An 18752-nucleotide genomic window follows, 5' to 3' on the forward strand; every position below is an offset into this window, starting at 1 on the left:
GGAGCCCGCCATGCCCTGGTTCGACCATCACGGCTGTCGCCTGCACTACGAAATCCACGGCCAGGGCACCCCGGTGCTGCTGGTGCACGGCCTCGGCTCCAGCACCCTGGATTGGGAGTACCAGCTCCCCGCCCTCAGCGCCCGCCACCAGGTGGTGCTGATGGACGTGCGCGGCCACGGCCAGTCGGACAAGCCCCGCGAACGCTACAGCATCGCCGGCTTCGCCGCCGACGCCGCCGCGCTGATCGAGCACCTGGGCCTGGCCCCGGTGCACCTGGTGGGCATCAGCATGGGCGGGATGATCGGCTTCCAGCTCGGCGTCGACCGCCCCGAGCTGCTGCGCAGCCTGACCATCGTCAACAGCGCACCGGAAGTGAAACCCCGCAGCCCGCGCGACTACCTGGAGGTGGCCAAGCGCTGGACCCTCTCGCGCCTGCTGGGGCTGGACACCATCGCCAAGGCCCTGGGCCGCCTGCTGTTCCCGCTGCCGGAGCAGGCCGAGCTGCGCGCCAAGGTGGAAGAACGCTGGCCGCGCAACGACAAGCGCGCCTACCTCGCCGCCCTCGACGCCATCATCGGCTGGGGCGTGCGGGAACGCCTGGCCCGCATCACCTGTCCTACGCTGGTGGTGACGGCCGACCGGGACTACACCCCGGTGGCACAAAAGGAGGCCTACGTCCGCGAATTGCCCGATGCCCGTCTGGTGGTGATCGAGCAATCCCGCCATGCCACCCCGCTGGATCAACCGCAACGCTTCAACACCACCCTCCTCGACTTCCTCAACCAGGTCGAGCACAACAAGGAACGCCCCACATGCTGAAGAAACTCGCCCTCGCGGCCTGCACCCTGCTGTTCGCCTCCCACCTGCTGGCTGCCGGCAACCCCCACGTCACCCTCAACACTTCCGCCGGGGAGATCGAGCTGGAGCTGGACGAGGCCAAGGCGCCGATCACCGTGAAGAACTTCCTCGCCTACGTGGACGCGGGCTTCTACAACGGCACCGTGTTCCACCGGGTCATCCCCGGCTTCATGATCCAGGGTGGCGGCATGACCGCCGACATGCAGAACAAGTCCACCAACCCGCCGATCAAGAACGAAGCCGACAACGGCCTGCACAACGTGCGCGGCACCATCGCCATGGCCCGCACCCAGGCCACCGACTCGGCCACCAGCCAGTTCTTCATCAACCACCGCGACAACGCCGCGCTGGACCACGGTGCCCGTGGCTTCGGCTACGCGGTGTTCGGCAAGGTGGTGCGCGGCATGGACGTCGTCGACCAGATCGCCAACGTCCCCACCGGTCGCCGTGGCATGCACCAGGACGTGCCTGTGCAGCCGGTGGTGATCCTCTCCGCCAAGCGCTCCTGACCCCTTGCGGCCCGCCTCGGCGGGCCGCTGCACACGGGGCCGGCTCCCTGGAGCCGGCCCCGTTTCTCATTGAGGTTCCAGCATGTTCCGCCGCTTCGAACGCCTGATCGACGTCTTCCGACCGGCCCCTGACGACACCCCGCCACGCAGCGTGCTGCGCTTCTACCTGCACTACCTGCGCCAGGTCTGGCCAGTATTCGCCGCCCTGCTGGTGGTGGGGCTGATCGTGGCGCTGATCGAAGTGGCGATGTTCAGCTTCCTCGGGCGCATCGTCGACCTGGCGCAGTCCACCCCGGCCGGCGAACTGTTCAGCGCCCACGGCCACGAGCTGCTGTGGATGGCGGTGGTGACCCTGCTGCTGCGCCCGCTGTTCAACGCCCTGCACGACCTGCTGGTGCACCAGAGCATCAACCCCAGCCTGACCAACCTGATCCGCTGGCAGAACCACCGCTACGTGCTCAAACAGAGCCTCGGCTTCTTCCAGAACGACTTCGCCGGCCGCATCGCCCAGCGCATCATGCAGACCGGCAACTCCCTGCGGGACTCCGCCGTGCAGGCGGTGGATGCCCTCTGGCACGTGCTGATCTACGCCGTCAGCTCCCTGGTGCTGTTCGCCGAGGCCGACTGGCGGCTGATGCTGCCGCTGGTGGCCTGGATCATCGCCTACGTCATCGCCATCGCCTGGTTCGTGCCCCGGGTCAAGCAGCGCTCGGTGGAGTCCTCCGATGCCCGCTCGCGGCTGATGGGGCGCATCGTCGATGGCTACACCAACATCACCACCCTCAAGCTGTTCGCCCACACCCATGACGAAGAGGGCTACGCCCGCGAAGCGCTGGACGAGCAGACCTGGCGCAGCCAGCTGGCCGCGCGGGTGGTCACCATCATGGACACCGTCGTCACCCTGCTCGGCGGCGCCCTGGTGGTCAGCACCTGCGGCCTCGCCCTGTGGCTGTGGAACCAGGGCCTGATCAGTGCCGGCGCCATCGCCCTGGCCACCGGGCTGGTGATCCGCATCATCAACATGTCCGGCTGGATCATGTGGGTGGTCAACGGCATCTTCGACAACATCGGCCAGGTGCAGGACGGCATCCAGACCATCGCCGTGCCGCGCCAGGTGGTGGACGCCCCCGAGGCCCGGCCCCTGCAGGTGCAGCGTGGCGAGGTGCGCTTCGAGGCGGTGCACTTCCACTACGGCAAGGGCAGCGGGGTGATCGAGCACCTGGACCTGCATGTACGCCCCGGCGAGAAGATCGGCCTGGTAGGCCCTTCCGGCGCCGGCAAGTCGACCCTGGTGAACCTGCTGCTGCGCCTCTACGACCTGGAAGGCGGGCGCATCCTCATCGATGGCCAGGACATCGCCCAGGTGACCCAGGACAGCCTGCGCGCGCAGATCGGCATGGTCACCCAGGACACCTCGCTGCTGCACCGTTCCATCCGCGAGAACCTGCTCTACGGCCGCCCGGACGCCGACGATGCGGCGCTCTGGGACGCGGTGAGCAAGGCCCGCGCCGACGGCTTCATCCCCCAGCTCAGCGACGCCGAAGGCCGCCACGGCCTGGACGCCCATGTCGGCGAGCGCGGCGTGAAGCTCTCCGGCGGCCAGCGCCAGCGCATCGCCATCGCCCGCGTGCTGCTCAAGGACGCACCGCTGCTGATCCTCGACGAGGCCACCTCGGCACTGGATTCGGAAGTGGAAGCGGCCATCCAGGAAAGCCTGGAGAGCCTGATGCAGGGCAAGACCGTGATCGCCATCGCCCACCGCCTCTCCACCATCGCCCGCATGGACCGCTTGGTGGTCCTCGACCAGGGCCGCGTGGTGGAAAGCGGCAGCCACGCCGAACTGCTCGCCCAGGGCGGTCTCTATGCCCGCCTGTGGCGCCACCAGACCGGCGGCTTCGTCGGCGTCGACTGACTGGAGATTCGCCCTCCGAACACCATGGGCTTCGCACAGCTCAGCCCATCCTACGGCCACAGGCACAACCCGTAGGATGCACTGAGGCCACGAAGCGCATCGCGACGATCAATGCAACGGTCTTGAGGAGCCCGCCCGGCACATCGGCCACACCGCAACGGCCACAGGCACGGCCCGTGGGATGCGCTGAGGCCACGAAACGCATCGCGACGATCAATGCAACGGTCTGAGGCCGCCCGGCACATCGGCCACACCGCAACGGTGGATCGATGAAACGCGATCCACCCTCCGGGGTGCCGGTGGTGATGGTGTACGAGGACAGCCAGGGCACGGTGCACAAGATGCGCTACCTGGAATGGGGCGGCAGCACCCTCAGCAACGGCTGAGGCTCAACCCTGGCGATAGGGCAGCATGCCCCGCGCGTCCTCGGCATAACGGAGGATCGCGGGGCGTTCCTGGGCCAGGAAGTCCGCCACTGCCGCGCGCAAGCCGGGGTGGCGCAGCAGGTGCCAGGAGCGGGTCACGACCGGCTCGAAACCCCGGATCAGCTTGTGTTCGCCCTGGGCGCCGGCGTCGAAACGCGACAGCCCGGCACGGATCGCCCACTCGATGCCCTGGTAGAAACAGGTCTCGAAATGCAGGCGGTCGAACTCCGCCAGGCAGCCCCAGTAACGCCCGTACAGGGTGCTGCCATCCACCAGCGAGAACGCCATGGCCACCGGCCGGCTGCCCTGCATCGCGAACACCACGCGGATGGCCTGGGGCATGCGCTCGGCCAGCAGGCTGAAGAAGGCGCGCGTCAGGTAGGGCGTCTGCCCGCGCACCGCATAGGTGTTGGCGTAGCAGGCGTAGACGAAGTCCCAGTCCGCCTCCAGCAGTTCGTGCCCCTCGCGCCACTGGAAATCGATCCCCTGCCCCGCCACCTGCTCGCGCTCCTTGCGCACCTGCTTGCGCTTGCGCGAGGCGAAGGCGTCGAGAAAGTCCTGAAAGTCCCGGTAGCCCCGGTTGTGCCAGTGGTACTGGCAGCCCAAGCGCTCCAGCCAGTGCTCGCGCCCGCGCAGCACCGCGTCGGCAAAGGCATCGGTGAAGTTCACATGCAGGCTCGACAGGTCCTCCGCGTCGAGGGCTTCGGTCACCCCCTCCAGCAATGCCGACGCCGCGCTGGCGTCCACCGCCAGCAGGCGCGCGCCGCCCACCGGGGAGAACGGCACGGCCCCCAGCAGCTTGGGGTAGTAGCCGATCCCGGCACGCTGGCAGGCATCGGCCCAGGACCAATCGAACACGTACTCACCGTAGGAATGCACCTTCACATAGGCCGGCATCGCCGCGCGCAGGTGTCCCTGGTCGTCGAGCAGCAGCCGGTGCGCCGGGTACCAGCCGGATTGCCCGCCCACGCTGCCGCTGTCCTCCAGGGTCGAGAGGAAGGCATGGCGCAGGAAGGGCTGGTCATCGGGCAGCAGGGCGTCCCAGCGCTCGGGCGCCAGGTCGGAGAGTCGGGTGAGGGTCTGGATGGGCATGGCGAGCAGTCTGGCGCGGGGCGCAGGCGAAGAAAAGCCCGCCGTGGAGGAATTGCCGCTGGCCTGGGTGCAGGGCGGGAAACGCATCGCGGCTGAAACCGCTTCCACAAGATGTCGCGCACGCAAAAATCCGCGCCATAAAAAAGCCCCGCCGAAGCGGGGCCCAAGAAGGAGCGGATGAACGGAGTTGCTTAGAACACGTACTGCGCGCGGATGACGAAGCCGTCGCCGTCGTCGTCGCCCACGCTGTTGGTGATCTTGTCGGTAGCAGCACGGACATAGGTACCGCTGATCTTCACGGCTTCGTTGGCGTACCAGTTCACGCCCAGGTTGTGCACCTTGGCCTTGGCGTCACCGACTTCGCGAGTGGCGGTAGCAGTGGTCACGTTGTTGTCGTCCACGCTGACGCTGTCGTAGCGGTAGAACAGTTCCCAGGCACCGATCTGCTTGTTGCTCGGCTTGATCTTGTCGAACTTGCCGAGTTTGTAGTCGCGCGCTTCACCGGTCAGTGTGTAGGCCGCCTGGACGTAGAAGCCATTGGCCTCGATGTCCTGGAAGGACGCGGAGTCGGCCTTCATCTTGCGCTTCATGTATTCACCCTGCAGGGAGAACGGGCCGGTGGCCCAGGCCGCTTCCAGGCCCCAGGCGGTGTCGTCGTCGTAAGAGCCGGCAGGACGGGAGTTGGCGCCACCGAAGACCACGCGGTTGCCATTGGTGCCGGCATCGTTGCCACCCAGGGTTTCCACGCCACGCATGCCCAGGCGGCTGCGGAAACGGGAGTCGACGGTGGAGTCGGAGACGTCGCGGCGGGCGAAGTTCGCACCAAAGTGCAGGACGTTGCCGGCTTCAGCCATCGGGGCGAAGACGCCGCGCAGGTTGACCTGCTTGTTGGCCTTGCCGTCGGTGTCGTTGCTGTCCTTGGAGAACACACCGCCGGACAGGTAGGCATAGTTGCTGATGGTGGTCGACACCTGAGCGCCCATGCCGTTCTGGTGGCCGTTGGCCCAATCGATGATGTCGTAGAAGGCGTTACGCTCCTGAGCGGTCACCCACTTGGAGCTGGTGGCTTTTTCCAGGCCGAACTCGGGGTCGAAACGACCGAGCTTGATCACCACCGGTTTGAAACCGGTGTAGGCGATGGAAGCTTCGTCGAAGTAGCCATCGTCGGAGCTGCCGGCGTTGTGGGAGAAGTCGTAGTTGATCTGGTAGGCCCAGTCGGTGTAAGCCACACCGCCGATCTCCAGGAGGGCGCGACGGAAGTAGGCCGCGTCAGCGGTGTCACCGTTCTTGGTGTAGATGCCGTCGAAGCTGCTGTAGTCAGCCTGCAGGCGACCACCGATCTTGAAGCTGAACGCCTTGTCGGTGGTGCCGACTTCCAGGCCGCCCTTGGTCTTGATAACGATGTCGGTGCCGTCGGTGGTCACGGTACCTGCGAAGGCCTGGGCGGAAATGGCCAGGGCGAGGGCGCTGGCGGCAATACCGGCGAGGTGCTTACGGATCATCGAAGATTCCCCTAATTGGTCTTAGTGCTGGAAAAACACCCGAGCCCAAGGGCTCGTTCGTGCTGGTGGGGAATGTTGGCGGGGGGTTATTTCAGCTCAGTTGCTTTTAGATAAATGTTTTATGACACCGGAACTTTTTAAGTCCGATGGGAAATATGACTCAACGCCAGTCACCATGCGGGTTACACGGCTACCAGGAAAGGCGCCCGCAAAAGGTTCATGCGGGAAACATGACGGAACGATGGCGAAGGTGCGTCAGCTCCGGGGACGACGCTCGTCAGCCAGGCGCTGGGCCAAGGCGTCTATTTCACCCGGTGAGGCATCCGGCCAATGCCTTACCACATCACGGGTCAGTGCCAGTTGGCGGATGAAACGCCGGCAATCGGCGCAGAACAACAGGTGGCGGCGTGCGTCGAGGCGCGCCAGCAACCCGAGTCGACCATCGAGGTAGTCGCTGGAGCAGGCCACCAGCGTTCGGCAGTTCAGCATTGGCCCGTTTCCTCGTAGTGCTCCAGGGTGGCGAAGACCTTCAGGCGAGCGCGATGCAACAGCACCCGCATATTGGAGAGTGAAACCTCCAGAAGATTACAGATGGCCTCCGGTGCCAGCCCTTCGCGCTCGTGCAGCAACAGCACGCTGCGCTGCAGGTCGGACAGGCTCAGCAGGGTCTTCTCCAGGCACTGGCGCAGCTCGTCGGCCTGCAGCAGGGCTTCCGGCGAATCCTCATGCCAGGCACTGGTCGGGCGCAGCCAATGGCCGTCGGCGGTGAAGCGGGCGTCATCGAGGCTGCCGTGGGGGGCCGGCAGGTCGTCCAGCAGCACTTCCCGCCGGGCCTGGCTGGCGCGGGTGCGGGCGGTGTTGGCGGCGATGGTGAGCAGCCAGGTCTTGAGGCTGGAGCGGCCCTCGAAACCGTCGAGCGCACGCACGGCGGCCAACCAGGCATCCTGGACCACTTCTTCGACATGGCGGGGGCCGGCGATGGCGTAGGCCACCGCGCGCATCGCGCTCTGGTGGGCGGCGATGAGCTGACGGAACGCCGAAGGCTCCCCCGCACGCAGGCGGGGGAGCAGCTCGGCGTCCGCAGGGAGGGGCATCAGCGCTTGCGCAGAATCACGCTGCCGATGGAGTAACCGGCACCGAAGGAGCTGAGCACGCCGAGGCTGCCGCTGGGCAGGTCGTCCTGGTGCTTGTGGAAGGCGATGACCGAACCGGCGGAGCTGGTGTTGGCGTAGGTGTCGAGGATCACCGGCGCTTCCTGGGGCTCGGCATCACGGCCCAGCAGCTTGCGGGCGATCAGCAGGTTCATGTTCAGGTTGGCCTGATGCAGCCAGAAGCGCTTCACCCGGGCCACGTCGATGTCGTTCTCCTGCAGGTGCGCGGCAATCAGCTCAGCCACCATCGGGCAGACGTCCTTGAACACCTTGCGGCCTTCCTGCACGAACAGCTTGTCGCGGGCGCCGATACCCTCTTCCGCCGCGCGGTTGAGGAAGCCGAAGTTGTTGCGGATGTTGTTGGAGAACTGGGTCAGCAGCTTGGTGCTGACGACTTCGAACTGGTGCTTGGAGGTGGCCTTGTCGGCACGCTCCAGGATCACCGCGGTGGCAGCGTCACCGAAGATGAAGTGGCTGTCGCGGTCACGGAAGTTCAGGTGCCCGGTGCAGATTTCCGGGTTGACCATGAGGATGGCGCGGGCCTGGCCGGTCTGGATCGCGGTCACGGCCGCCTGGATGCCGAAAGTGGCGGAGGAACAGGCGACGTTCATGTCATAGCCGTAACCCTGGATGCCCAGGGCGGCCTGGACCTCGATGGCCACTGCCGGGTAGGCGCGCTGCAGGTTGGAGCAGGCGACGATCACGCCGTCGATGTCGGCAGCGGTACGGCCGGCACGCTCCAGGGCCTCGCGGGCAGCGCCCACGGCCATCTCGCAGAGGATGCCCCACTCGTCATTGGAGCGCTCGGGGATGCGCGGCACCATGCGCTGCGGATCGAGGATGCCGGCCTTGTCCACCACGAAGCGGCTCTTGATGCCCGAGGCCTTCTCGATGAACGCCACGCTGGATTCGGCCAGGGCTTCCACCTCGCCACGCTCGATGGCAGCGGCGTTCTCGGCGTTGAAGGCCTGCACGTAGGCGTTGAAGGAGGCCACGAGTTCTTCGTTGGAGATGCTGTTGGACGGGGTGTAAAGGCCGGTGCCACTGATCACGACGTTGTGCACGGTCGATCCTCTCGTTGCGGGGCTGTGACGGACACAGCCGGTTGGGCAGTTGGTTCGCCGGCCGACAGGGCGCGCCCGGCGTCTTGAATTGGGCCATCTCCGGGCAGCGGGATGGTGGGTGGAACGGGTTGGCAAGTCATCCGTGCCCCGGACCGGGCACAGCCCGCTCAGGATAACGGGGCAAGGCGCTCGCTGGCGGCGAAGTTTGCCACAGCACGGGCCTTTCTGGCGCCTGCCGGAACGCCACGGCAGACCACCGGTGCAATCCTGCGGGAGGGCTATCAGTCGTAGGAAAACAGGCAAAAAGCAGCCAGAAGAGACTTACAATCCATCCCTTCTGCGTAGAAGCTCGATGGCACGCGGAAGACACAGCGAGACGCCTCAAGGTCGGCGTTCATGTGGCCAAAATGCATGGAATTTCGGCCAGGATGCCCTCGCAGCGCGAGGGCAACAGGCCTTACAGGTGGCGGCTGATGCGCGCCTGGAGGGCTTCCAGCTCGGCGGGGTCGGCCTTCTGGCTGGCGTGGATGCCGAGGCCTTCACCCTCGTAACGGGGAATGATGTGGAAGTGCAGGTGAAACACGGTCTGCCCGGCCGGGGCGCCGTTGAACTGGGCCACCTGGACACCAGCCGGCTTCAGCTCCTCGGTGATGACGCGGGACAGACGCTGCACCACCGCCATGACCTTCGCCAGCGCCTCCGGGTCCACGTCCAGCAGGTTGCGCGCCGCCGAACGCTTGGGGATCACCAGGGCATGGCCGTAGGACTGCGGGAACAGGTCGAGGAAGGCGAGCACGTCGTCGTCCTCGTAGAGCCTGTAGCACGGGGCATCGCCCCGGATGATCTGGGCAAAGATGTTCTGCGGATCGTAGGTACCGTGAAGGCTCATCGTGGCGCTCCATATGCCGACTGGTCAGCCGCGCACCTTACCCGCTGCGGCGTCGGAGTTGAACCCCCGGCGCCGTTCTGGCGTCACCCGGTGCGCTCCAGCATCACCACCCGGTTGCGCCCCTGGGACTTGGCCAGGTAGAGGGCCTGGTCCGCTGCGCAGATCCAGTCCTCCACCGAGGCCATGCGCCCGTCGAAGACGGCCAGGCCGACGCTCAGCCCCACATCGCCTTCTTCGCGGGCGATCTTCTCGCGCAGGCGCTCCAGCAGCACCCGGGCGCCCTCCTCCTGGGTCATCGGCAGCAGCACACAGAATTCGTCGCCGCCATAGCGCCCGCACAGGTCGGTGTCCCGCAGGGTCTCACGCAGGTCGCGCCCAAGGCGCTCCAGCAGTTCGTCGCCGGCCAGGTGGCCACGGGTGTCGTTGACGGCCTTGAAGTGATCCAGGTCCACCAGCGCCAGGCAGGCGGGCTGGCCACCCCGTTGGCAGCGGAGGAATTCCTGCTGGGCCTGCTCGGTCCAATGGCGGCGGTTGTAGAGGCCGGTGAGGCTGTCGGTCTGGCTCAGGGTGCGCAGCGCCTTGCGGCTGCGCGCCACGCTCTGGGCCAGGTCATAGAGGGTGGCGCCGATCACCAGGGGCTGCAGCAGCAGCATCGGCAGGCACAGCAGCAGGTGCTGCAGGGTGATGGGGCTGTGAAAGGTGAAGCCGAACACCAGGACGCCCGCTGCCACACCCGCCAGTTGGGCCAGCAACCCCTGGGCCACGAAGCGGATGCCGCCGGCGGCGACGTTGTTCGCCTGCAACATGGCGAAGGCCACGCAGGTGGCAAGCGGGCTGAAGCCGGCGGTGGCGATCCAGAAGGTGCCGGCGAAGGAGTCGAACAGGATGTGCCGGCGCTCGTTGCGCACCGGGTCCTGATAACTCCGGCTCAACACCAGGGCCACCCAGGGCCAGACGAAGGAGAACAGCACCAGCAGCCCCCACACCCACGCCGGTCGGTGTAACTCCCACAGCGGCAGGGCCATGCACAAGGCGCCGACCGGCAGCCCCAGGGCACGGGGCAACAGGGCCCGCCAGACGAAGCGGCTGTGCCCGTGCCTGCCGGCAGGCGCTGCCGGGACGGTCCTGCTGCCGTTTTGCCTGGCCATGATCGTTCACCCTCGGAAGTCCTGCCGGGCTGTATAGCACGGCGCCATCACCCTCACCACGTACCTCGCGGCCCGTAGCCCGGGCTTCAGCCCGGGGAGGCATTTCGCAGATGGACCAGCACCTGCTCCACCCGCGCCTCCAGCGGGCCACTGAGCATTTGATAGCGCCAGCCGCGGCGTTGCAGTTCGGCGTGGTACCAGGCCTGCTGGCGGCGGCGGAAGGTTTCGTCCTGGCGGGTGCCGTCCTGCACGAAGGGGAAGTCGTCGGCGCAGAGGAAGGTGTGTGCGTAGGGGCGTTCGGCCAGGGTAGCCAGTTCGGCATCGGCGCGGCCGAACATCGCGTGGCTGTAGAACAGCGTGGTCAGCGCCGAGGTGTCGCAGACCAGGTAGCGCCCGGCCGTGAGTGCTGCCTGGTCCTCCCGGGCCATCTGCGTGCGGCCGATGTGCAGCAGGTCGTCGTAGTCCAGCGCGCCGTCCTTGGCCACCCAGTGCTCGCGGCCGAACTCAGCCACGCAGGGGGCATCGAGCGCGGTGGCCAGGGCGATGGCGAGGCTGCTCTTGCCGGTGGATTCGCCGCCGAGCAGGACGATCCGTTCGACGAAGTCGGCGTGCACCTCGGGGGCGAGGAAGCCACGCAAGCCATGGGGATCGGCGCGCAGGCGGGTGCCGGAGACGGGCACGGCGAGGCGCTGCGGGTCGACGCAGACGTGCCGCACCGGGTGGCCGAAGACACCCGCCAGGTGCGCGGCGAACCCCTCGCCATAGCCCTCGCTGGTGAATACCGCGTCCACCGTGGTGCCGAACACCGCCTGGCAGAACTCGGCAACGAACTGGCGCGGCTCGAACTCGGGGGCGTCGTTGTGGGGCAGGTCGGGCAGGCGCTTGCCCTGCTCCCGCCAGGCCTGGATGCGGGCCGGGGTGACCACCTCGGCCTGCAACTCCGGGAAGCGCAGACGCAGCCAGCGCTCGCGGCGCCCGGCCTCGCAACCCGGCAGTTCGGGGAGGGACCAGCAAAGCAGCAACAGCCGCTCGCATTGCCCCTGGGCCGCGCGGATCAGCCGTTCATGGCCCAGGTGCAGCGGCGAGAACTTGCCCACCACCAGGCCGGTGCGAAAGGTCGCGCTCACCTCAGGCGGGCTCCTGCCCGGCCAGGGGCGTGGCGGCCTGGCGCAACTCACGGCGCCAGCGGTACAGGCCGTACCAGGCGTTGCACCAGAACAGGGTGTAGAGCCCGGCGGTGAGGTACAGCTCGCGGGAGGCGAAGAGCGGCACCGCCAAGGTATTCACCAGCAGCCAGGCGTACCAGTTCTCCAGGCGCCGGCGCATCAGCAGCAGCTGCGCCAGCACGCTGAAGGTCAGCACCAGGGAATCCACCAGCGGTGCGTAGGCATCGGTGAAATGGTGCAACAGCGCCCCATAGGCCAGCGCCACCACCACGGCCAAAGCCGCCATCCGCAACAGGCTGGCCGGAGCGGTGCGGCTCACCGGCAGCTGGGTGCCGGCGTTGCCGTGCAGCCAGGCCCACCAGCCCAGGGCGCTGGTGATGATGAAGAAGCCTTGCAGGGTGACGTCGGCATAGAGCTGGGATTCGAAGAACAACCAGCCGAACAGCACGCAGCCGAGGATGCCGATGGACCAGGTGTGCACGCTGTTGCGTGCGGCCAGCAGCACGGCGATCAGGTTCACCAGGTCGGCGACGAGTTCGAGGGTGGAAGGCATGAGGTCGTCCTTGTCCGATGCGGCCGGGTTCAGCCGAAGCGCTTGACCGCATCCAGCCAGTCGCGCTCCAGGCGCGCCTGCTCCGGGTCGAGCCCCAGGGCCAGCATCGCCTCGCGGTGCGCATCGATCTCGCGGACCATCTGGCTGAGGTCGGAGGTGTTGCCGTCCAACTGGTGCATCTGGGTCACGCCCAGGTGATAGAAGCGCAGCAGCTTCATCGCCGCCGGGTCGTTCACGGCAACGCCGGCCTTGACCCGGTGCATCAGGTTGGTGACGCGCATCAGGCTGCGCTTGAGCCCCCAGCCATAGACCGCCGGCGCCATGAACGGGCGCGGCCAGAACTGCAGGCGCACCAGGGCCACCGTCACCGCCAGCCCGGCCAGCACGCCGGCCAGGTTCCAGCGGAAGTTGTCGCCACCGGGGGTGCCGAACAGCTGCACGCTGGCGGTGGCGAACAGCATGGCCAGGGCGATGAACAGCACGGCGATGCCGATGGCGATGCGCCGGGTCTTCTCGCGGTACAGCTCGGGGCTCATGGGGCGGATTTCGAACAGCACGTCACTCACGGATCAACCCTCCACCTGGGTCCACTGCTTGTTGAGACGCTTGTCGGAGACCGGCATCTTCGTCCCCAACTGCTGGGCGAAGAGGGACACGCGGTACTCCTCCAGCATCCAGCGGTACAGCACCAGCTCGGGGTCGCGCTTGCCTTCCTGGGCGTGCTTGGCCAGGCGTGCCTGGTACTGCTCCCAGTAGCCGGCCAGCTCGCCGGACCAGACGCGGTCGCGCTGCAGTTGGGCGCCGATCTTGTCGAAGCGCTGCTCGATGGCCTTGAGGTAGCGCGGCACTTCCTTCAGCCATTCGCCCGGGGTTTCGCGGACGAAACCGGGGTACACCAGGTTGCCCAACTGCGCCTTGATGTCGTTGAGCGCCACCGCCTGGGCCAGGTCGATGCGGCCCTTGAAGCGCTTCTGCAGGCCATGCCAGAGCTTGAGGATGTCCAGGGTCAGGCGGGCCAGGCGTTCGGCGTGCTCGGCCCAGGCACCGCGCTTATTCTCCGCCAGCGAGGCCAGGGCGGCACCATCGCGAGGCAGGCTGGCTTCGCCGTCGAGGATGCAGTTGTCGAGGCTGGCCAGGAGGATGTCCTCCACCAGCGCGTCGACCCGGCCCATGTCGCGGTACAGCAGGCCCAGTTCGGTGAGGCCCGGCAGCTTGCCGCGCAGGTACTTGGCCGGCTCGGCCAGTTGTTGCAGCAGCAGGCGCTGCAGGGCGCGGCGGTGCTGCCAGTCGGCCTCGGCCTGGGTGGGGAAGCGGCTTTCCTTGACGCTGCCGCCCGCCTCCACCAGCGCCGGGTAGACGGTCATGGAAAGGCCGGCGACCTTCTGCTGGGTCTTCTCCGCCACCTGGGCGAAGCCCTTGGCTTCCACCGGGCGCTGCTCGCCCTGCTTCTGCGGGATGGCCAGGGCGGCCTGGCTGGCCTCGGCGAAGCGCGCGGTCAGCTCGGCCAGGTCGCGGCCTTCGCCAAGGAACTTGCCGCGCGCGTCCACCACTTCGATGTTCATCTTCAGGTGGTGCTCCAGCAGGCCGGCGGCTTCCGCCCAGGCCTCCTCGGGCACGCGGGCGCCGGTCATGCGCTGCAGTTCGCGGCCCAGCGCCTCGGGCAGCGAGCCCTGGGCGAAGGCCAGCTTGGCCAGCGCGGCCTTCACGAAATCCGGCACCGGCACGAAGTTCTTGCGGATGGCCTTGGGCAGGTTGCGCACCAGGGCCACGCACTTGGCTTCCAGCAGGCCGGGCACCAGCCAGTCGAGGCGCTCGGCGGGCAGTTGCGGCAGCAGGGGCGCGGGCACCCGCAGGGTCACGCCGTCACGCGGGTGGCCGGGTTCGAAGTGGTAGTCCAGCGGCAGTTGCAGCTCGCCGATGCGCAGGGTGTCCGGGTACTGCGCGGCGGTGACTTCGCTGGCTTCGCGGGCCAGCACGTCTTCCTCGCGCATGATCAGCAGTTCGGGATTCTTCGCCCGCTCGCGCTCGTACCACTTCTCGAAGCTGGCGGTCTGGTAGAGGTCCTCGGGCAGGCGCGCGGCGTAGTAGCCGAAGAGGGTTTCCTCGTCGGCGAGGATGTCGCGGCGGCGGGCCTTGGCCTCCAGCTCGTCGAGCCGTTCCAGCAACTGGCGATTGGCGGCCAGGCACTTGGCGCGACTGTGGATCTCACCGCGCACCAGGCCCTCGCGGATGAACAGCTCGCGCGCCACCGGCGGGTCGATGGGGCCGTAGTGCACCGGGCGGCGGCCGACCACGATCAGCCCGTAGAGGGTGACCTGCTCGTAGGCCACGACCTGGCCACGGCGCTTCTCCCAGTGCGGCTCCAGGTGGTTCTTCTTCACCAGGTGGCCGGCCAGGGGTTCCAGCCAGTCGGGGTCGATCTTGGCGACCATGCGTGCGAACAGCTTGGTGGTCTCCACCAGCTCGGCGGCCATGATCCACTGCGGCCGCTTCTTGGCGATCACGGTGGAGGGGTGGATCCAGAAACGCCGCTGGCGGGCGCCGAGGTAGTCGCCGTCCTCGCTCTTCTGGCCGATCTGGCTGAGCAGGCCGGAGAGCAGCGCCTTGTGCACGCGCGGGTAGTCCGCCGGCTCCTTGTTGAGGGTCAGCTTGAGCTCGCGGCAGATCAGCGTCAGTTGGCGGTGGGCGTCGCGCCACTCGCGCAGGCGCATGTAGTTGAGGAAGTTCTTGCGGCACCAGGTGCGCAGGGCGTTGGAGCCCAGCGCCTGGCGCTGCTCCTCGAAGCCGCGCCAGAGGTTGACCAGCGCGGCGAAGTCGGAGTCGGCGTCCTTCCACTGTGCGTGGGCCTGGTCGGCGGCCTGCTGGCGATCCATCGGCCGTTCGCGCGGGTCCTGCACCGAGAGCGCGCTGGTGATCAGCAGCACCTCGTCGAGGCTGCCCTGGTGGGCGGCCTCCAGCAGCATGCGGCCCAGGCGCGGGTCCACCGGCAGGCGCGCCAGCTGGCGGCCCAGGGGCGTGAGCTGGCCCTCGCGGTTCACTGCCGAGAGTTCCTGCAGCAGGGTGAAGCCGTCGCTCACCGCCTTGCCGTCCGGCGGCTCGATGAAGGGGAAGTCGCCGATCTCGCCCAGGCGCAGGTGGAGCATCTGCAGGATCACCGCCGCCAGGTTGGTGCGCAGGATCTCCGGGTCGGTGAATTCGGGGCGGCCGAGGAAGTCCTCCTCGCTGTACAGGCGCACGCAGATACCCGGCTCGACCCGGCCGCAGCGACCCTTGCGCTGGTTGGCGCTGGCCTGGGAGACGGCTTCGATGGGCAGGCGCTGGACCTTGGCGCGGTAGCTGTAGCGGCTGATGCGCGCGGTGCCGCTGTCGATCACGTAGCGGATGCCGGGCACCGTCAGCGAGGTTTCGGCGACGTTGGTGGCGAGCACGATCTTGCGGCCGGGCATGGGCGCGAAGATCTTCTGCTGCTCGGCTGGAGTCAGCCGTGCATAGAGCGGCAGCACCTCGGTGTGGCGCAGGTTGGCCTTGCGCAGCACCTCGGCGGCGTCGCGGATCTCGCGCTCGCCGGGGAGGAACACCAGCACGTCGCCCGGGCGCTTGCCTTCGGCGCGCTCGTGGTCGGCGATCTCGTCCAGGGCGCGGAGGATGCCCTGGTCAACCGACAGGTCGTCGAACAGCGGCTCGCCGTTCTCGTCCACCTCGGCGGCCAGGGGCCGGTACCAGGTGTCCACCGGGTAGGTGCGGCCGGAAACTTCGACGATGGGCGCGTCACCGAAGTGCTTGGAGAAGCGCTCCAGGTCGATGGTCGCCGAGGTGATGATCAGCTTCAGGTCCGGGCGCCGTGGCAGCAGCGTCTTCAGGTAGCCCAGGAGGAAGTCGATGTTCAGGCTGCGCTCGTGGGCCTCGTCGACGATGATCGTGTCGTAGCGCTCGAGCAGGCGGTCGTGCTGGGTTTCGGCCAGGAGGATGCCGTCGGTCATCAGCTTGATCAGGCTGCGCTCGTTGGACTGGTCCTCGAAGCGCACCTGGTAGCCCACCAGCTCGCCCAGGGGCGTGCCGATCTCCTCGGCCACGCGGGTCGCCACGCTGCGCGCGGCCAGCCGGCGCGGCTGGGTGTGGCCGATCAGGCCATGGGTGCCGCGGCCGATCTCCAGGCAGATCTTCGGCAACTGGGTGGTCTTGCCCGAGCCGGTCTCGCCGGCGATCACCAGCACCTGGTGCTTCTCCAGCGCAGCCTTGATCTCGTCGCGCTTGGCGGCGATGGGCAGGGCGTCGTCGTAGCGCATGGGCGGTACACTGCTGCGGCGCGCCTCAACCTTGGCGCAGGACGCCTGGAAGCGCTCCAGCCACTGGGCGAGCTTCGCCTCGTCCGGCTTCTTGTGCAGCTCGTGGAGCTGGCGGCGCAGGCGATGGCGGTCGGCGATCAGGGCGTGGTCGAGGTTCTTGTGCAGGGAGGCGATGTCGGTCATCAGGCGCTGGGCAATCGTGGCAAAGGCGCGATTGTCGCAGATTCCGCCCCCGCACCGCATCGGGGCACCGATGCCTTGGCTGAGCGGGTTGCAGCGGGATTCGTCCCCGGGCTGAGCCCCAGGGCCACCGGCGTCTGCGCCATGGGGCGCACAGAAAAGAGCGAGCCCCGCAGGTGCGGGGCTCGTTCATGCCGGGACGGATCAGCCCTTGAGCTTCTTCAGTTCCTGGTCACGCAGTTCACGGCGCAGGATCTTGCCGACGTTGGTGGTCGGCAGGCTGTCGCGGAACTCGACGGAGCGCGGGACCTTGTAGCCGGTGAGGTTGGCGCGCATGTGCTGCATCACCTCGTCCTTGGTCAGGCTGGCGCCCGGCTTGACCACCACGAAAACCTTGATCGCCTCGCCGGACTTCTCGTCCGGGACGCCGATGGCGGCGCATTGCAGGACGCCCGGCAAGGTGGCGAGCACGTCTTCCAGCTCGTTGGGGTACACGTTGAAGCCGGAGACCAGGATCATGTCCTTCTTGCGGTCGACGATGCGCATGTAACCGTCTTCCTGGATCAGGCCGATGTCGCCGGTCTTCAGCCAGCCGTCCGCCGAGAGGATCTCGTCGGTGGCGTCCTGGCGCTGCCAGTAGCCCTTCATCACCTGCGGGCCCTTGACGCACAGTTCGCCGATGGCACCGATGGCGAGGTCGTTGCCCTCGTCGTCCACCACCTTGCACTGGGTCGAGGGGACCGGGATGCCGATGGTGCCGATCTGGATGCTCTGGAACGGGTTCACCGACACCACGGGGCTGGTCTCAGTCATGCCGAAGCCTTCGCAGATGGCGCAGCCGGTGACCTCTTTCCAGCGCTCGGCCGCAGCCAGTTGCAGGGCCATGCCGCCGGACAGGGTGAGCTTGAGGGCGGAGAAGTCCAGCTTGCGGAAGTCCTCGTTGTTGCACAGGGCAACGAACAGGGTGTTGAGGCCGACGAAGCCGGTGAACTTCCAGTTGCCCAGCTCCCTGACCATCGCCGGCAGGTCGCGCGGGTTGCTGATCAGGATGTTGTGGTTGCCGGTCAGCATCATCGCCATGCAATGGAAGGTGAAGGCGTAGATGTGATAGAGCGGCAGCGGGGTGATGAGCACCTCGCACCCTTCATTGAGGTTGGCGCCCATCAGCGCCTTGCACTGCAGCATGTTGGCGATGAGGTTGCGATGGGTGAGCATCGCGCCCTTGGCCACGCCGGTGGTGCCGCCGGTGTACTGCAGCACGGCAACGTCGCTGGCGGCCGGCGAGGCTTCGCACACGGCCTTGCCCTGGCCCTTGGCCAGTGCGTGGTTGAGCTTGACGGCCTGGGGCAGGTGGAAGGCCGGCACCATCTTCTTCACGTACTTGATGACGCTGTTGACCAGCAGGCGCTTGAGCGGCGGCAGCAGGTCACCCACTTCGGTCACCACTACGTGACGGATGCCGGTCTTGGGCAGCACGCTCTCGGCCAGGTGGGCCATGTTGGCCAGGCACACCAGGGCCTTGGCGCCGGAGTCGTTGAACTGGTGCTCCATCTCCCGCGCGGTGTACAGCGGGTTGGTGTTCACCACCACCAGGCCGGCGCGCAGGGCGCCGAAGACCACGACGGGGTACTGCAGGACGTTGGGCAGTTGCACGGCGATACGGTCGCCGGGCTGCAGGTCGGTGTGGTTCTGCAGGTAGGCGGCGAAGGCACCGGAGAGTGCGTAAAGCTCACCGTAGGTGAGGGTCTTGCCCAGGTTGCTGAATGCGGGCTTGTCGGCAAAGCGTTGGCAGGACTCTTTCAATACCGCCTGAATGTTGGGGTAAGCGTCGGCATTGATTTCCGCAGGAACGCCTGCTGGATACTTGTCCGTCCAGAAGTTATCGGTCATGGAAAGCCCACTCCTGAGCAACAGCTGATCTTCACTGCACGAGGCAGTTGTTTTTTGTGGTCTGTGCGGTTTCAGGCCCTTCCCAGGGCGAAAAGCGCGCCGAGATTATCAGCTTTGAAAAAAGGC

The 18752-nt window shown here is 67.3% G+C and carries 16 protein-coding genes; 4 read left to right on the forward strand and 12 right to left on the reverse strand.

All coding sequences use genetic code 11. The features are described 5' to 3' along the window. The first annotated feature begins 10 nt into the window (after positions 1-10). The 4 genes from A7D27_RS14015 to A7D27_RS27220 all read left to right on the forward strand — a co-directional run bounded on the left by A7D27_RS14015 (position 11) and on the right by A7D27_RS27220 (position 3666). Positions 11-820, forward strand: a complete 810-nt coding sequence (locus A7D27_RS14015) for an alpha/beta fold hydrolase (protein WP_069565254.1) — start codon at positions 11-13, stop codon at positions 818-820. Beyond that, positions 814-1368 carry a peptidylprolyl isomerase gene (locus A7D27_RS14020; protein ID WP_069565255.1) on the forward strand — a complete coding sequence of 185 codons (555 nt, stop codon included), beginning with the start codon at positions 814-816 and terminating at the stop codon, positions 1366-1368. Before A7D27_RS14015 ends, A7D27_RS14020 begins: the two co-directional genes overlap by 7 nt. An 82-nt stretch (positions 1369-1450) precedes the next feature. Then, positions 1451-3280, forward strand: a complete 1830-nt coding sequence (locus tag A7D27_RS14025) for an ABC transporter ATP-binding protein (protein WP_069565256.1) — start codon at positions 1451-1453, stop codon at positions 3278-3280. Positions 3281-3549: 269 nt separating this feature from the next. After that, on the forward strand, positions 3550-3666 hold the full coding sequence (locus A7D27_RS27220) for a DUF2790 domain-containing protein (RefSeq protein WP_083265636.1): 117 nt from the start codon (positions 3550-3552) through the stop codon (positions 3664-3666). Between the two features lie 3 nt (positions 3667-3669). Here A7D27_RS27220 and A7D27_RS14030 read toward each other — a convergent pair whose 3' ends face one another. The 12 genes from A7D27_RS14030 to fadD1 all read right to left on the reverse strand — a co-directional run bounded on the left by A7D27_RS14030 (position 3670) and on the right by fadD1 (position 18626). Then, entirely contained in the window at positions 3670-4797 is a 1128-nt protein-coding gene (locus tag A7D27_RS14030) for a GNAT family N-acetyltransferase (protein ID WP_069565257.1), read from the reverse strand. Positions 4798-4988: 191 nt separating this feature from the next. Beyond that, complete coding sequence (locus tag A7D27_RS14035; protein ID WP_069562433.1) at positions 4989-6299, reverse strand: OprO/OprP family phosphate-selective porin; 1311 nt, start codon at positions 6297-6299, stop codon at positions 4989-4991. 255 nt (positions 6300-6554) lie between these two features. Beyond that, the gene (locus A7D27_RS14040; protein WP_069562432.1) at positions 6555-6788 is read right to left on the reverse strand and encodes an anti-sigma factor; all 234 of its coding nucleotides are present in this window, start codon (positions 6786-6788) and stop codon (positions 6555-6557) included. Next, complete coding sequence (locus A7D27_RS14045) at positions 6782-7393, reverse strand: RNA polymerase sigma factor (RefSeq protein ID WP_069562431.1); 612 nt, start codon at positions 7391-7393, stop codon at positions 6782-6784. The genes A7D27_RS14040 and A7D27_RS14045 overlap by 7 nt, the downstream gene beginning before the upstream one ends. Next, positions 7393-8514 carry a beta-ketoacyl-ACP synthase III gene (locus A7D27_RS14050; RefSeq protein ID WP_069562430.1) on the reverse strand — a complete coding sequence of 374 codons (1122 nt, stop codon included), beginning with the start codon at positions 8512-8514 and terminating at the stop codon, positions 7393-7395. Before A7D27_RS14050 ends, A7D27_RS14045 begins: the two co-directional genes overlap by 1 nt. 457 nt (positions 8515-8971) lie before the next feature. Next, on the reverse strand, positions 8972-9403 hold the full coding sequence (locus A7D27_RS14055) for an HIT family protein (protein WP_069565258.1): 432 nt from the start codon (positions 9401-9403) through the stop codon (positions 8972-8974). Between the two features lie 83 nt (positions 9404-9486). After that, the gene (locus A7D27_RS14060; protein WP_083265637.1) at positions 9487-10551 is read right to left on the reverse strand and encodes a sensor domain-containing diguanylate cyclase; all 1065 of its coding nucleotides are present in this window, start codon (positions 10549-10551) and stop codon (positions 9487-9489) included. A gap of 86 nt (positions 10552-10637) precedes the next feature. Next, positions 10638-11678 (reverse strand): AAA family ATPase, encoded by a 1041-nt coding sequence (locus A7D27_RS14065; RefSeq protein ID WP_069565259.1) that lies wholly within the window; start codon positions 11676-11678, stop codon positions 10638-10640. A 1-nt stretch (position 11679) separates the two neighbouring features. Then, on the reverse strand, positions 11680-12270 hold the full coding sequence (gene pnuC, locus A7D27_RS14070; RefSeq protein WP_069565260.1) for a nicotinamide riboside transporter PnuC: 591 nt from the start codon (positions 12268-12270) through the stop codon (positions 11680-11682). Between the two features lie 29 nt (positions 12271-12299). Then, a complete protein-coding gene (locus A7D27_RS14075; RefSeq protein ID WP_069562438.1) occupies positions 12300-12824 on the reverse strand; it encodes a DUF3087 domain-containing protein in 525 nt (174 codons plus the stop codon). A gap of 15 nt (positions 12825-12839) precedes the next feature. Further along, positions 12840-16739: an ATP-dependent RNA helicase HrpA gene (hrpA, locus tag A7D27_RS14080; protein WP_069565261.1), complete on the reverse strand. Its 3900-nt coding sequence runs from the start codon at positions 16737-16739 to the stop codon at positions 12840-12842. Between the two features lie 201 nt (positions 16740-16940). Then, positions 16941-18626 (reverse strand): long-chain-fatty-acid--CoA ligase FadD1, encoded by a 1686-nt coding sequence (gene fadD1, locus A7D27_RS14085; RefSeq protein WP_069565262.1) that lies wholly within the window; start codon positions 18624-18626, stop codon positions 16941-16943. Positions 18627-18752: the final 126 nt, after the last annotated feature.

Origin of the sequence: Pseudomonas sp. 1D4 (assembly GCF_001728925.1) — a bacterium.
Taxonomy (GTDB): domain Bacteria; phylum Pseudomonadota; class Gammaproteobacteria; order Pseudomonadales; family Pseudomonadaceae; genus Metapseudomonas; species Metapseudomonas otitidis.

Coding starts and splice junctions, on each gene's coding strand:
- A7D27_RS14055 (WP_069565258.1), bottom strand. CDS start 9,403: ATGAGCCTTCACGGTACCTACGATCCGCAGAACATCTTTGCCCAGATC.
- fadD1 (WP_069565262.1), bottom strand. CDS start 18,626: ATGACCGATAACTTCTGGACGGACAAGTATCCAGCAGGCGTTCCTGCG.
- A7D27_RS14030 (WP_069565257.1), bottom strand. CDS start 4,797: ATGCCCATCCAGACCCTCACCCGACTCTCCGACCTGGCGCCCGAGCGC.
- pnuC (WP_069565260.1), bottom strand. CDS start 12,270: ATGCCTTCCACCCTCGAACTCGTCGCCGACCTGGTGAACCTGATCGCC.
- A7D27_RS14060 (WP_083265637.1), bottom strand. CDS start 10,551: ATGGCCAGGCAAAACGGCAGCAGGACCGTCCCGGCAGCGCCTGCCGGC.
- A7D27_RS14035 (WP_069562433.1), bottom strand. CDS start 6,299: ATGATCCGTAAGCACCTCGCCGGTATTGCCGCCAGCGCCCTCGCCCTG.
- A7D27_RS14040 (WP_069562432.1), bottom strand. CDS start 6,788: ATGCTGAACTGCCGAACGCTGGTGGCCTGCTCCAGCGACTACCTCGAT.
- A7D27_RS27220 (WP_083265636.1), top strand. CDS start 3,550: ATGAAACGCGATCCACCCTCCGGGGTGCCGGTGGTGATGGTGTACGAG.
- A7D27_RS14025 (WP_069565256.1), top strand. CDS start 1,451: ATGTTCCGCCGCTTCGAACGCCTGATCGACGTCTTCCGACCGGCCCCT.
- A7D27_RS14020 (WP_069565255.1), top strand. CDS start 814: ATGCTGAAGAAACTCGCCCTCGCGGCCTGCACCCTGCTGTTCGCCTCC.
- A7D27_RS14045 (WP_069562431.1), bottom strand. CDS start 7,393: ATGCCCCTCCCTGCGGACGCCGAGCTGCTCCCCCGCCTGCGTGCGGGG.
- hrpA (WP_069565261.1), bottom strand. CDS start 16,739: ATGACCGACATCGCCTCCCTGCACAAGAACCTCGACCACGCCCTGATC.
- A7D27_RS14015 (WP_069565254.1), top strand. CDS start 11: ATGCCCTGGTTCGACCATCACGGCTGTCGCCTGCACTACGAAATCCAC.